The sequence below is a fragment of the Leifsonia xyli genome, from assembly GCA_001647635.1.
GTDB lineage: Bacteria > Actinomycetota > Actinomycetes > Actinomycetales > Microbacteriaceae > Leifsonia > Leifsonia xyli_A.
Genome location: CP014761.1, coordinates 278,837 through 292,502 on the forward strand (window position 1 = coordinate 278,837; position 13,666 = coordinate 292,502).

Below are 13,666 nucleotides of genomic sequence, written 5' to 3' on the forward strand. Positions count from 1 at the left end.
AGCGCATGCGCCTGCACGTCCCGATCAAGCTCCGCTGGAGCGACCTCGACGCCTACGGGCACGTCAACAACGCCGAGATGCTGCGCCTCCTCGAGGAGGCGCGCATCGAGGCGTTCTGGGCGACCGATGACTCCGGACAAGGGTCCGGGGAAGCGGTCGGCGGTTCGACCGCCGTGCTCGACGGGCGTCCAGGCGCGGACACTCTGACGCTGATCGCGCGCCAGGAGATCGAGTACCTCGCGCCGATCCCGTACCTCCGCCAGCCGCTCGACGTCCAGCTGTGGCTCGGGCGGCTCGGCGGGGCCAGCCTCGAGGTCTGCTACGAGGTCTGGACGCCGGAGGGCACCGAGCCGCGCACGCTGTACTCGCGCGCCGCGACCACCATCGTGCTCGTGGATGCGGCCAGCCAGCGACCGCGCCGCATCAACGAGCGCGAGCGGGCCGCCTGGACGCCGTACCTCGACGAGCCCGTCGCCTTCGCCAAGCGCGGCTGACCCTCGCAGCATTCGTGCCGAATGTGCGTTATGACGACGCCATAACGCTCATTCGGCACGAATCGTAGACGCAGCGGCCCCCTACGCGGTGACGGTCACCGAGTCACCGGAGACCTCGGCCTTGAGCTTGGGCAGCGGGTCGCGCGCCGGTCCGTTCAGCACGTCGCCCGTGGTCGCGTCGAACGTGGATCCGTGGCACGGGCAGTCGAACTCCTTGCCCTGCGGCGCGACCGTGCATCCCTGATGCGTGCACACCGCGCTGAACGCGACGACCTTCCCGGCGGTCGGCTGCGACACCACGATCGGCTTGCCCGCGAGGGTCGCAGACACCGCGCCGCCGACCGGGATGGACGCGAGCGACACCTGCGCGGATCCCGAGCCGCCGTCGCCCGACCCTCCGGAGTCCTGCGCGCCTCCCGGGGTGCAGGCGGCGAGCAGGACCGCGCCGCTGGCGGCGCCTCCGATCGTGACGAGCGTGCGGCGGGTCAGCGGAGCGTGGTCGTTCATGCGATTCTCCCGTTCGTCGGTGACGTCTCCTACGGTATTCACGAGACGATGTCCCGTCGGGTTCAACTCTCGCGTGTGAACCTTTCCGCACGCTGCATCGTGTACTGAGTGGAGGTGAACATGCCGGAGGAGGACGCCCGCCTGCTGCGCGAGCTGCACGATCAGCACGCGCAGGCGCTATGGCGGTACGTCGTGCACCTCACCGGCGACCGTGCGATGGCCGACGACATCGTGCAGGAGACGCTGCTGCGCGCCTGGCGCAAGCCGTCCGTCCTGGACCAGTCCCAGCAGTCCGCCCGCACCTGGCTGTTCACCGTGGCGCGCAACCTCGTGATCGACGACCGCCGGAGCGCGGCCCACCGGCACGAGTTCGGCGCGGAGAACCTGCCGGAACATCCCTCGCCGGACAGCGAGGCCGACGCTGTGCTCGACTCTTGGCTGGTCTCGGACGCGCTGGCCGAGCTGTCGGTGGAGCACCGGGCGGTCATCGTCCACGCCTACTACGGCGGCCGATCGGTCGCCGAGATCGCGCGCGAGCTCGACATCCCCGAGGGGACCGTCAAGTCGCGCCTGCACTACGGACTCCGCGCGCTGCGGCTCGCGCTCCAGGAGAGAGGGGTGACGGAACGATGACCACGCACGACGAGTTCGCCACCTGGGATGCCGCCTACGTGCTCGGCGCGCTTGCGCCGACCGAACGGCGCGAGTTCGAGGCGCACCTGCGCGAGTGCGAGCGGTGCTCGGAGGCTGTGTCGGAGCTCGCCGGGATGCCCGGAATCCTGAGCCGCGTGCTGCGGGAGCAGGCGTTCGCGCTGCTGGAGGAGGACGCTCCGGCCGCGACCGCGGATGCGCTCGAGCCGCAAGGCCCGAACCCGGACGTGCTGCCCGCGCTGCTGCACACCGTGCGCCGCCGCCGCGTCCGCGCGCGCTGGCTGGTCGGAGGGCTGTCGGCCGTCGCGGCCGCCCTGCTCATCGGCGTCGCCGCCCTGGTGCTGCCCGGCGTCGTGAACCCGGCCGCCACCCCGCAGGCCGCCGTCGTGATGCAGCAGGTGGAGCCGAGCGCGCTGACCGCGGACCTGCGCCTGACTCCCGAGCCCTGGGGCACCCGGATCGACTCGACCTGCCGCTACGCCCACGTCGGCGCCGAGGACGGCGCGCACGCCTGGACCTACGCCATGGTCGTCACCGACCGCGCCGGTCAGCAGCACACCATCTCGACGTGGACCGCCGACGAGGGCACGACCGCCCTCCCGGTCGCGACCACGAGCGTGCCGCTGAAGGACATCGCCACCGTCGACATCCGCTCCGCCGGCGACGGCACCGTCCTCCTCCGCTCGACGTTCGGCTGACGCCGCCCGAGCGCGTCAGTCGCGGGGGAGGCGGATGGTGGCCTCCTGGGCGACGCTCGCGACCAGGCGGCCGTCGCGCGAGAAGATGCGGCCGTTCGAGAGGCCGCGGCCACCGCCGGCGGTCGGCGACTCCTGCACGTACAGCAGCCACTCGTCGACCCGCGCCGGCCGGTGCCACCACATCGCGTGGTCAAGGCTGGCGGCCTTGAGGCCCGGCGTCGCCCACGCGATCCCGTGCCGGCGCATGACCGACTCCATGATCGTGTAGTCGCTCGCGTAGGCCAGCGCCGCGCGGTGCAGCGCCGGGTCGTCGGGCATGTCGCCGATGGTCCGGAACCACACCGACTGGTGCGCGACCCGCTCGCCCTCCACCGACAGGTACACCGGCGAGGTGACGTGCCGCATGTCGAACGGCCGCTGGCTGGCCCAATACTGTGCGACGGGATGCCGCACATCCTCCAGGGAGGTGGCCGTCGACGGCAGCGACTCCGGATCCGGCAGGCCCTCGGGCATCGCATCCTGGTGCTCGAAGCCGTCGTCCTCGGTCTGGAACGACGCGATCATCGACAGGATCGGCAGACCGTTCTGGTACGCCTGCGTGCGCCGTGTCGAGAACGAGCGGCCGTCGTGGATGCGGTCCACCGAGAACGTGATGGGGAAGTTCACATCCCCCGGCCGCAGGAAGTAGCCGTGCATCGAGTGGATGGCCCGGTCCGGCTCCACGGTACGGGTCGCAGCCACGATGGACTGCGCCAGCACCTGGCCGCCGAACACGCGGCCCAGCGGCATCCACTGGGAGGGACCGGTGAAGATGTCCTCGCTGGTGCGGGCGCCCGTGTCGGTGAGATCGAGCGCGGTCAGCAGGGAATCCAGGGGCTCGGTCACTGTGCCTCCAAGTCGGTGGTCTCTTGGTAGTTTAGAGGTCCGATGAACCCCTCGTTCTCTCTGACGGACGCTCTCGCCGTCGCCGATCTGCACACCTATCTCTCGCGCGCCTCCCGGGTGGAGGAAGGATCCGTGCGCCTGATCGCCGGCTCCGGCATCCTCGCCGTGTACACCGCGATCCTCTACCCCCGCGGGCTGATGGATGAGACCCCGACCGTCCTGGGGCTGCGCACCTTCGCGACCGGCGCGGACGTCGAGTTCGACGCCGTGGTCCCGATCCGCTCGCTGCTCGACCGCATCGCCCGCGTGCGCGAGACCGCGGAGAAGGAGGACGCGCCGCAGGGCCCGCTGGAGATCCGCCTCCCGCTCGAGGTGTCGACGGTCACCTGGGCGGGCATCTCCCCGCCGCGCGGTGGCTGGCGCTCGGTCGGCGAGACCGACGCGCCGCAGCTGCGGACGATCGCGCAGGCCGGCATCGCCGAGGTCGCGGACGCCGTGCCGACCGGCACGGGGGAGCAGCTGGTGCAGCGGGTGCGCGCCGAGGTGTGGGGCCGCCCCATCGACGGCTTGGAGTACATCCCGGCCGGCGCCGCCTTCGCGGCCGAGTCCCTGGGCTTCCTCGGCGACGACGAGCCGGTCACCATCCACGAGACCGGCACCTGGACGCGCCTGACCACCCGCCGCGGCCACACCCTCATCCGCCGCCCGTCCTGGTCCCTCCGCCGCTGAGGCGGCGGGGTCAGGCGCGGGCGGCGGCGCGGCCGGCCTGGCGACCGGAGAACAGGCAGCCGCCCAGGAAGGTGCCCTCCAGGGCCCGGTAGCCGTGCATCCCGCCGCCGCCGAAGCCGGCCGCCTCGCCGACGGCATACAGGCCCGGCACGACCGAGCCGTCCGCGGCGAGCACGCGCCCGTCGAGGTCGGTCTCGATCCCGCCGAGGCTCTTCCGGGTCAGGATGTGCAGCTTGACCGCGATGAGCGGTCCCGCCGCCGGGTCGAGCAGCTTGTGCGGGCTGGCGACGCGGATGAGCTTGTCGCCTCGATACCGGCGGGCTGAGCGGATGGCCGCGAGCTGCAGATCCTTCCCGAAGTCGTTGTCCAGCTGCCGGTCGCGCTCGCGCACATGCCGGGCGACGAGCTCGGCGTCGAGCGGCACGTCGGCGATCTTCTGCATCCCGGCGAGGAGGTCGTCGAGAGTGTCGGCGACGACGAAGTCCGCTCCGTGCTGCTTGAACGCCTCCACCGGTCCCGGCGCGCCCGGGCCGACGCGCTTGGCGAGCAGGCGCACGTCCTTGCCGGTCAGGTCCGGATTCTGCTCGCTGCCGGAGAGCGCGAACTCCTTCTCGATGATCTTCTGCGTGAGCACGAACCAGCTGTAGTCCGAGCCGGTGCGCCGCAGGTGCTCCAGCGTCCCGAGGGTGTCGAAGCCGGGAAACAGCGGCGACGGCAGCCGGTCCCCGCGCGCGTCGAGCCACAGCGACGACGGGCCGGGGAGGATGCGGATGCCGTGCTGCGCCCACACCGGGTCCCAGTTCTGGATGCCCTCGGTGTAGTGCCACATCCGGTCGCCGTTGATCAGGTGGGCGCCCGCCGTCTCGGCGATGCCGAGCATCCGGCCGTCGACGTGCGCCGGGACGCCGGAGAGCATGTGCGCGGGCGGCTCGCCGAGACGTTCCGGCCACATGGCCCGCACGAGGTCGTGGTTGCCCCCGATGCCGCCGGAGGCGACGATGACGACCGGCGCGCGCAGCTCGAAGTCGCCGGTCACATCCCGATTGCTCGGCGCGCCGCGCTCGGCGGTGTCCGGCGCGAGGACCGCCCCGCGCACGCCGACCACGCGGCCGTCCTCCACGATCAGCTCGTCGACGCGGTGCCGGTTCCGGATGGCCGCGCGGCCCTGCGCGGCGGCCGCCTGGACGCGCCGCGCGAACGGCTCCACGACGCCCGGGCCGGTGCCCCAGGTGATGTGGAAGCGCGGCACCGAGTTGCCGTGGCCGCCCGCGCGACCGTCGCCGCGCTCCGCCCATCCGACGACGGGGAAGAACGACACGCCCTTCTCGCGCAGCCAGGCGCGTTTCTCACCCGCGGCGAACTGGAGGTACGCCTCGGCCCAGCGCTTCGGCCAGTGGTCCTCGACGCGGTCGAACCCGGCCGTTCCGAACCAGTCGTCGCGGGCGAGTGCGAGGGAGTCGTGCACCCCCATCCGGCGCTGCTCCGGCGAGTCGATGAGGAAGATGCCGCCGAACGACCACCACGCCTGGCCGCCGAAGGAGGCGGACGGCTCCTGCTCGACGATCGTGACGTGCCGTCCCGCATCCAGCAGCTCGGAGGCGGCGACGAGGCCCGAGAGCCCGGCGCCGACGACGATCGCGTCGGGTTCGTGTGTCATCCGTGTCTCCTTCGGCACCGGGATGGCGGGGAGTGCTACTCCTCGAATGTGTTGACCATAGCGAACGCGGCCCGCTCCAGGTAGCTCCACAGGGTCTCCTCGTGGAGCGGCGAGAGCCCGAGCTCGTCGACCGCGACCCGCATGTGCGCGAGCCAGCGGTCGCGGGCGTCCGGGTTGACCTTGAACGGGTTGTGCCGCATCCGGAGCCGGGGGTGACCGCGCTGCTGGCTGTAGGTGGTGGGTCCGCCCCAGTACTGCTCCAGGAACATCACGAGACGCTCCTTGGCCGGGCCCAGGTCCTGCTCCGGGTACATGGGACGCAGCACCGGGTCGTCGGCGACTCCGCGGTAGAAGGCGTCGACCAGCTTCACGAAGGTCTCGTGGCCGCCGACCTCGTCGAAGAACGCGGGCTGCGGGCCGGTGGGGATGATCGGGATGCTCACGGCTTGTCTCCCTCGGGCTTGGGGGTGCGCGGCTTCGGCGTCTCCGCCTTGGGGTTGGCCGCCTTGGGGCTGGCCGCCTTCGGCGCCGGCGGGTCGACCGGCACGATCTGCACGGCGCCCGGATCGGGCGCCTGCCGCTTCGCGGCCGCGCGGGCCTTCCGTCCCTTCAGCGGCGGCTCGGGAGTCACCACCGTGCTCGGCCGCGTCTTCGGCGGCTTCGCGCCCGAGACGCTCGCGGCGCTGTCGAAGCCGCTGAGCACGACCGCGGACAGCGACGGCAGCTTCACCTGCATCTCGTCGAGCGCCTGCTTGAGGCGTGCGCGCAGCTCGCGCGACACGTCGTCCTTCGCCGTCGTGCGCGTCTTCAGCACGATCCGGATGATGACCGCATCGGCGGAGATCGACTCGATGCCCCACAGCTCGGGCTTCTCGAGGATGCGCGAGCGCCATTTGGTGCTCGTGGCGAGCGCCGTGGCCGTCTCCATCATCTTGGCCTCGACCGCCTCGACATCCGTGTCGTACGGGACGGCCAGGTCGATGATGACCCGCGCCCAGCCCATCGACATGTTGCCGACGCGGAGGATCTCGCCGTTGCGGACGAACCACAGCGTGCCGTTCACATCGCGCACCAAAGTCACGCGGATGCCGACCGCCTCGACGACGCCGGTCGCCGGTCCGAGGTCGACGATGTCGCCGACGCCCAGCTGGTCCTCCATGACCATGAACAGCCCGTTGAGCACGTCCTTGACGATGTTCTGCGCACCGAAACCAAGACCGGCGCCGAGCGCGGCGGTGAGCAGGGCGAACGATCCGAGCACGTCGGGCACGAACACGTTCAGGATGAGGATGATCGCGATGATCCCGATGGTGACGTGCACGATATTGGTCAGGACCGAGCCGAGCGTCCGCGTGCGCTGCACGAGACGGACGGCGGCGAGAGGCGAGTTCACCAGTGCCTGCGTGTCGCTGACGTTCTGGCCCTTCTTCACGCCCGAGACGATCCGCCCGACGACCTTGCGGATGACGACCCGCAGGATCCAGGCGAGCAGGAACGCCCCGGCGATGATGCAGGCGGCGGTGACGATCTTCCATCCGGCGGCGACGGCCCACGAGCCGATCTCTTCCCAGAAGGTTGCTTTGAGGATTCCCATACCCGTTCGAGCCTACCGAGCGCGGCCTTGGTGCTCGCTGGACCGCGCCGTCGCGCCCACGCTCACCGCTCGACGAGCCCGTGCTCGTAGGCGAAGATCACGGCGTGGACGCGGTCGCGCAGCTGCAGCTTCGCCAATACACGGCCGACATGGGTCTTCACCGTCGACTCGGTCAGGTAGAACTTGGCGCCGATCTCGCCGTTGCTCAGGCCCTCGCCGATGGCGACCAGGATCTCGCGCTCGCGCGGGGTGAGGGCGGCGGCGGGATCGGTCCCGGCGGGGTGGCGCCGGCTCCCGTCGGCAGGCGGTCGGCGAACAGCTCCAGCATCGCTCGTGTCACCCGGCCGGACACGGCCGCGTCTCCGGCGGCGACCGCGCGCACGGCGGCGGTGAGCTCCTCGGGCCGCGCATCCTTGAGCAGGAACCCGCTCGCGCCGGCGCGTAGGCCGCCGAACGCGTACTCGTCGAGGTCGAACGTGGTCAGCACGATCACGCGGGCCTGCGGGTCCGCCTCGACGATCCGCCGGGTGGCCTCGATGCCGTCGAGGATGGGCATCCGCACGTCCATCAGCACCACATCCGGTCGCAGCGCGGCGGCCAGCCGCACGCCCTCGGCGCCGTCGGCCGCCTCACCCACCACGGTGAGATCGGACTCGGCCTCGAGCACCATGCGGAAACCGAGTCGGACCAGCTGCTGGTCGTCGACGAGCAGGATGCGGAGGGGGGAGTCGGTCACGGGACTTCTTTCTGCGCGGGGACGGTGGAGTGGTGTGAGCCTGCACGGCGGGGGAGCGCACCGCGTCGAACACCGCGCGCACGCGCCAGCCGCCGCCGGACCGCGGGCCGGCCTCCAGGGTGCCGCCGTACAGCGACACCCGCTCCCGCAGTCCGATCAGCCCGCGGCCGGAGCCCTGGTCGGGAGCGCCGTGCACGGTCGCGTCGTCGTCCACCGTGATGATCACGCGGTCCGCACCGAAGACGAGGACCAGGCGGACGGCCGTGGAGCTGGACGCGTAGCGCAGCACGTTCGTCAGGCCCTCCTGCACGACCCGGAAGATCGTCAGCTGCTGCCCGGCGTCGTCCGGCGCGTCGCCCGACACGGTGATCCGGACGGGCAAGCCGGCCGCGCGGAAGGTCTCGACGAGCGCGCCCAGGTCGGCCACGCCGGGCTGCGGCTCGCGCGCAGCCTCCCCGTCGCCCTCGCTCAGCACGCCGAGCAGCCGGCGCATGTCCGCCAGCGCCCCGCGTCCGGTCTCGGCGACGAGCCGCATGGTCTCTGCAGAGCGCTCCGCATCGGTCGGCGCCTGCCGGGCGGAGCCGTCGGCGAGCGTGATCATCACCGTCAGGCTGTGCGAGACGATGTCGTGCAGCTCGCCCGCGATCCGGCTCCGCTCGGCCGCGGCCGCGATCACGGCCTGCTGGTCGCGCTCGCGGGCGAGCTGGCGCGCCCGGTCGATGAGCGCATCCAGATACCGGCGCCGGTTGCCCGCGTTGCTGCCGACCAGCACCGCGACCGCCGAGAACGACAGCACCAGGATGCCGGACGGCAGCGCGGCGGTCTCGAGCGGGGTGAAGACGGCGGCCTGGGCCAGCAGCACCTGTGCCGTCAAGGCGGCGACGGTGACGAACGCGGTGACGCCGAACGCGATCCACGCCGAGCGGATGGAGCGGTACACCGCCAGCGCGTAGAGCGCGAAGAGGGTGGGCAGCACATCCACGTCCCGACCGAGGAACACGCTCGCGCCGAGCACCACCGTGGCGGTGGCGAAGACCAGGCCTGGCCGGTAGCGTCGCGCTAACAGCGCGAGCCCGGCCACCACCGAGAGCGCCAGGTGGGCGATCTCCCGCGGGCTGGGCTCGGTCGCCGACACGATGATCGCGCCGATGACCGACGGCAGCAGGTAGATCACCGCGAGGGCGACATCCACTGCGAACGGATGCGCCAGCATGAAACGCCGGAGCACCCCGGGCGGTCTCGGCAGTCCGAGTCCGCCCGGGGCGTCCGGCGGTGTCGCTTCGGTGGTCACGTGACGGGTCAGGCGTCCCTGCGCTGCAGGAGCAGGGCTCCGATGACGAAGGAGACGGCGGCCCAGACGAGCACCGTGACCACGTTCGCCCACGGCTCCAGGCTGTGGTTCGCGAGGCCGGCCATGCCGGAGCCCGCCGCGCTGAGCAGGTATGCGGACGCGTCGGCGATCCAGGTCTGCTTCGGCAGCAGGCTGGTCAGCAGCGCCGCGACGATCGGCAGCACGAAGAGGACGCCGAGGGCGGTGGAGATGCCGCCCGCCGTGGACTTCACGATCGCCCCGATGCCGAGGGCGAAGATCGACACGAGCCCGAGGTAGGCCGCCGCGCCGACGATGTTCCACAGGGTGTTCGACGAGAACAGGTCTCCCGCGTAGCCCTTGGCGGTCAGCAGCGGCACGGCGATCGACCAGGAGGCCGCGAAGCTGACGAGGCCGATGACGAACGACGTCAGGAACAGCACGATCGCCTTCGCCGCGAACACCGGGAAGCGCCGCGGGACGGCCGCGAACGACGAGCGGATCATCCCGGTCGAGAACTCCCCGCTGATCACGAGGACGCCGAGCACCGCGACGACGAGCTGCGCGAAGGTCAGACCGGCGGTCGCCGTGTTGGTGGTGAACGCCGTGAGCTGGCTGGCGGGCGCCCGTGACTCGATCACCGACAGGCTGGGGACCACGGCCGAGATCAGCGCCGGCAGCCCGATGATCAGCACCACGACCCCGACGAGCGTCCAGAAGGTCGAGCGCAGGGTGCGGAGCTTGATCCACTCCGAGCGGACGACCCGGTCGAAGCGCAGGCGGCCGAGGGGCGTGTGCGGGTGCGCGGCGCCCGGCTGGATGGATGCGGTGGCGGTGCTCATCGGCTGACCTCCGTGCGGTATTCGACGTCGTCCTGGGTGAGTTCGAGGTAGGCCTCCTCGAGGGAAGCGCTGATCGGCGTCAGCTCGTGCAGCACGATGCCGTCTCGCGCGGCCGCCTCGCCGATCTGCGCGGTGCTGAGGCCGGTGACCTCCAGCAGCTGCGCCTCCACGCCGGTGACCGCCACGTCGGCGCCGGCGACGGCCCGCGCGAGCTGCTCTGGCTGCGGGGTGCGCACGCGGACGGCGTGGCGGGTGGCGCCGGCGAGGATGCGGTCGACCGGTGCGTCGGCGAGCACGCGGCCGCGGCCCAGCACGACGATGTGGTCCGCGGTGACGGCCATCTCGCTCATCAGGTGCGACGAGAGGAACACCGTGCGGCCCTGGCTCGCCAGGTGCTTCGCGAACTGCCGCACCCAGAGCACGCCCTCGGGGTCGAGACCGTTGACCGGCTCGTCGAGGATGAGCGTCGCCGGGTCGCCGAGCATGGCGGCGGCGATACCGAGGCGCTGCCCCATCCCGAGAGAGAACCCGCCGACGCGCTTGCTCGCGACCGACTCGAGGCCGGTCATGCCGATGACCTCGTGCACGCGGGCCTTCGGGATGCCGTGCGTCGCAGCGAGGGCGAGCAGGTGGTTGTACGCGCTACGGCCGGTGTGGATGGCCTTCGCGTCGAGCAGCGCTCCCACCTCGGTGAGCGGGGAGCGGAACTGGGCGTAGCGCTTGCCGTTGATGAGCGCGGTGCCCGAGGTCGGCCGGTCGAGGCCCATGATCATCCGCATGGTCGTGGACTTCCCCGCGCCGTTCGGGCCGAGGAAGCCGGTGACCTTGCCCGGCTGGATGGTCACGGAGATGTCGTCGACGGCGGTCTTCGCGCCGAAGCGTTTGGTGAGGTGATCGAGCTGGATCATGCCTTCGAGACTAGGGGCGCGCCGCGCCCGGCGGCATCCTCCCGCGGTACCACGAAGGGGCCCCGCCGCAGCGGAGCCCCTTCGCGGATGGATCGGCCGGCTGATCAGCCCTGGGCGTCGCGCTTCTGCGCTGCGAGGGCGCGCTCGACGCCCGCCAGGTTCTCGACCACCATGCGGCGCAGCGCCGCGGGCTCGGCGTTCGCGTCGAGCCACGCGCGGGTCGCGTCCCGCAGCTCCTCGTTCGCGAGCGGGGCCGGGTACATGCCCTCGACCAGGTACTCGGCGATCTTGTAGGTGCGGGAGGTCCAGACGCCCTGCAGCGCCGCGAAGTACGGCTCGACGAAGTTCGCCAGCACGGACTTGTCCTTTGCGCGCTGGAACCCGATGCCGGTGTAGCGGACGATCGTGTTCGGCAGGCTGTCCGAGCCGAACACCGAGTCCCACGCCGCCTGCTTGCCCTCGAGCGTCGGGATGCTCGCGCGGGCCTGCGCGGCGAACTGGCCGCCGTTCGCCGTGTTGTCGGCGGCGAGCGCCGCGTCGATCTCGTCGTTGCCGGCCGCGCCGCCCGCGACGAGCGCGATGAGCAGCTCCCACGAGAGGTCGGTGTCGACCGTCAGGCCGTCGAGCGTGATCGAGCCGTCGCGGAGGCCCGCGATAGTGCTGAGCTGCTCGTCGGTGGAGGCGAGGGCCGCGAAGAACTTGACGAACTGGAACTGCGCGTCGCTGCCCGCCTCGGCGCCCTTCGCCAGCTCCCAGAGCGCGTCGGCCGCACCCTGCGCGGTCTCCTTCTGGCGCTCGGGGACGACGTACGCGTTCGCCGCAAGCACCAGCTGGTTGAGCGTGGTGCGGAGGGTGGTCGACTCGGTCTCGGAGGCGATGTTGCCGAGCACCAGGCGCACGTAGTCGCTCGCGCTGGACTCGGCGTCGCGCGTCGCATCCCACACAGCGCCCCACACCAGGGAGCGGGCGAGCGGGCTCTCGATGTCGGAGAGGTGCTCGATCGCGACCTTCAGCGACGCGTCGTCGAGGCGGATCTTCGCGTAGGCGAGGTCGTCGTCGTTGATCAGGATGAGGTCGGGGCGCGTGCCGCCGACGAGCTCGGCGACCTCGGTGCGCTCGCCGTCCACATCCAGTTCGAGGCGCTCCTCGCGCACGAGCTTGCCGTCGCGGAGGTTGTAGAGGCCGATCGCGAGGCGGTGCGGGCGGATGGTGGGGTAGTCGGCGGCGGCGGTCTGCAGCACGGCGAACGAGGTGATGACGCCGTCCGCATCCACTTCGAGCTCGGGACGCAGGGTGTTGACTCCGGCGGTCTCCAGCCACTTCTTCGACCAGTCGGTCAGGTCGCGGCCGCTGGTGGCCTCGAGCTCGACCAGGAGGTCCTTCAGCTCGGTGTTGCCGTGCGCGTGCTTCTTGAAGTACTGCGCGACGCCGGCGAGGAAGTCGTCCTGGCCGACCCAGGCCACGAGCTGCTTGAGCACAGAGGCGCCCTTGGCGTAGGTGATGCCGTCGAAGTTGACCTGCACGTCCTCCAGGTCGTTGATCGTGGCGACGATCGGGTGCGTCGACGGCAGCTGGTCCTGGCGGTACGCCCAGCTCTTCTCCATCGCGGCGAAGGTCGTCCACGCCTCGGTCCACTCGGTGGCCTCGGCGGTGGCGAGGGTGGAGGCGTACTCGGCGAACGACTCGTTCAGCCAGAGGTCGTTCCACCACTTCATCGTCACCAGGTCGCCGAACCACATGTGGGCGAGCTCGTGCAGGATCGTGACGACGCGACGCTCCTTGATCGCGTCGGTCACCTTGGAGCGGAACACGTAGGTCTCGGTGAAGGTCACCGCGCCCGCGTTCTCCATCGCGCCGGCGTTGAACTCGGGCACGAACAGCTGGTCGTACTTCTCGAACGGGTACGCGTAGTCGAACCGCTCCTCGTAGAAGGCGAAGCCCTCGCGCGTCTTGTCGAAGATGTAGTCGGCGTCGAGGAATTCGGCGAGGCTCTTGCGGGCGTAGACGCCGAGCGGGATGGTGCGGCCGTCGCGGCTGGTCAGCTCGCTGTGCACCGACTCATACGGGCCGGCGATGAGGGCCGTGATGTAGGAGGAGATGACCGGGGTCGGCGCGAACGACCAGGTCTTCTTTCCCTCGCCCGCGTCCGTCGGCTCGGGGTGGGGGAGTTGCTGACGACCGCCCAGTGCTCCGGAGCGGTGATCGTGAAGGTGAACTGCGCCTTGAGGTCGGGCTGCTCGAACACCGCGAACATGCGCCGTGAGTCCGGCACCTCGAACTGGCTGTAGAGGTACACCTCGCCGTCGACCGGGTCGACGAAGCGGTGGAGGCCCTCACCGGTGTTGGTGTAGATCGCGTCGGCGTCGACGGTCAGCTCGTTCTCGTCCTTCAGCCCGTCGAGCTGGATGCGGACGCCGTCGCTCACCTGTGCCGGGTCGAGCTCGACGCCGTTGAGCACGACGGAGTGCACCGTGCGCGTGATCGCGTCGATGAACGTCGAGGCGCCCTCCTTCGCCGAGAACCGCACGGTCGTGGTGCTCCGGAAGGTCTGCGGTCCGGTCGTGAGGTCGAGCGTGACGTCGTACGAGTGGGTGCGGACGAGGGACGCGCGCTCCTGCGCTTCGATGCGGGTGAGGTTCTCTCCGGGCAACGCTTG

Annotated in this window: 11 protein-coding genes and 3 pseudogenes; 4 read left to right on the forward strand and 10 right to left on the reverse strand. The window is 71.2% G+C overall.

Annotation, left to right across the window (positions count from 1 at the left end; genetic code table 11):
- The first annotated feature begins 5 nt into the window (after window positions 1-5).
- Window positions 6-494, forward strand: coding sequence for a 4-hydroxybenzoyl-CoA thioesterase (locus A0130_01435; GenBank protein ID ANF30513.1), 489 nt, complete (start codon window positions 6-8; stop codon window positions 492-494).
- An 81-nt stretch (window positions 495-575) separates the two neighbouring features.
- On the opposite strand, the gene A0130_01440 is transcribed toward A0130_01435, so the two are convergent.
- On the reverse strand, window positions 576-1,001 hold the full coding sequence (locus tag A0130_01440; GenBank protein ANF30514.1) for a hypothetical protein: 426 nt from the start codon (window positions 999-1,001) through the stop codon (window positions 576-578).
- 120 nt (window positions 1,002-1,121) lie between these two features.
- Here A0130_01440 and A0130_01445 point away from each other — a divergent pair, with 120 nt between their 5' ends.
- On the forward strand, window positions 1,122-1,634 hold the full coding sequence (locus tag A0130_01445) for an RNA polymerase subunit sigma (GenBank protein ANF30515.1): 513 nt from the start codon (window positions 1,122-1,124) through the stop codon (window positions 1,632-1,634).
- Complete coding sequence (locus A0130_01450; GenBank protein ID ANF30516.1) at window positions 1,631-2,350, forward strand: hypothetical protein; 720 nt, start codon at window positions 1,631-1,633, stop codon at window positions 2,348-2,350. The genes A0130_01445 and A0130_01450 overlap by 4 nt, the downstream gene beginning before the upstream one ends.
- A gap of 15 nt (window positions 2,351-2,365) precedes the next feature.
- Here A0130_01450 and A0130_01455 read toward each other — a convergent pair whose 3' ends face one another.
- The gene (locus tag A0130_01455; protein ID ANF30517.1) at window positions 2,366-3,235 is read right to left on the reverse strand and encodes an acyl-CoA thioesterase II; all 870 of its coding nucleotides are present in this window, start codon (window positions 3,233-3,235) and stop codon (window positions 2,366-2,368) included.
- A 42-nt stretch (window positions 3,236-3,277) separates the two neighbouring features.
- Here A0130_01455 and A0130_01460 point away from each other — a divergent pair, with 42 nt between their 5' ends.
- Window positions 3,278-3,964: a hypothetical protein gene (locus A0130_01460; GenBank protein ID ANF30518.1), complete on the forward strand. Its 687-nt coding sequence runs from the start codon at window positions 3,278-3,280 to the stop codon at window positions 3,962-3,964.
- A gap of 10 nt (window positions 3,965-3,974) precedes the next feature.
- Here A0130_01460 and A0130_01465 read toward each other — a convergent pair whose 3' ends face one another.
- From A0130_01465 to A0130_01500, 8 genes and pseudogenes are all read right to left on the reverse strand, one after another.
- Complete coding sequence (locus A0130_01465) at window positions 3,975-5,621, reverse strand: FAD-binding dehydrogenase (protein ANF30519.1); 1,647 nt, start codon at window positions 5,619-5,621, stop codon at window positions 3,975-3,977.
- A gap of 35 nt (window positions 5,622-5,656) precedes the next feature.
- Complete coding sequence (locus tag A0130_01470; protein ANF33251.1) at window positions 5,657-6,049, reverse strand: globin; 393 nt, start codon at window positions 6,047-6,049, stop codon at window positions 5,657-5,659.
- Window positions 6,050-6,060: 11 nt separating this feature from the next.
- The gene (locus tag A0130_01475) at window positions 6,061-7,215 is read right to left on the reverse strand and encodes a mechanosensitive ion channel protein MscS (protein ANF30520.1); all 1,155 of its coding nucleotides are present in this window, start codon (window positions 7,213-7,215) and stop codon (window positions 6,061-6,063) included.
- Between the two features lie 62 nt (window positions 7,216-7,277).
- Window positions 7,278-7,951 (reverse strand): annotated as a pseudogene (locus A0130_01480) (DNA-binding response regulator).
- A gap of 16 nt (window positions 7,952-7,967) precedes the next feature.
- A pseudogene (locus tag A0130_01485) lies at window positions 7,968-9,242 on the reverse strand (two-component sensor histidine kinase).
- Between the two features lie 8 nt (window positions 9,243-9,250).
- Entirely contained in the window at window positions 9,251-10,102 is an 852-nt protein-coding gene (locus tag A0130_01490; GenBank protein ANF30521.1) for an ABC transporter permease, read from the reverse strand.
- On the reverse strand, window positions 10,099-11,010 hold the full coding sequence (locus A0130_01495; GenBank protein ID ANF30522.1) for a multidrug ABC transporter ATP-binding protein: 912 nt from the start codon (window positions 11,008-11,010) through the stop codon (window positions 10,099-10,101). Before A0130_01495 ends, A0130_01490 begins: the two co-directional genes overlap by 4 nt.
- A gap of 104 nt (window positions 11,011-11,114) precedes the next feature.
- Window positions 11,115-13,660: pseudogene (locus A0130_01500) on the reverse strand (aminopeptidase N).
- Window positions 13,661-13,666 lie beyond the last annotated feature (6 nt).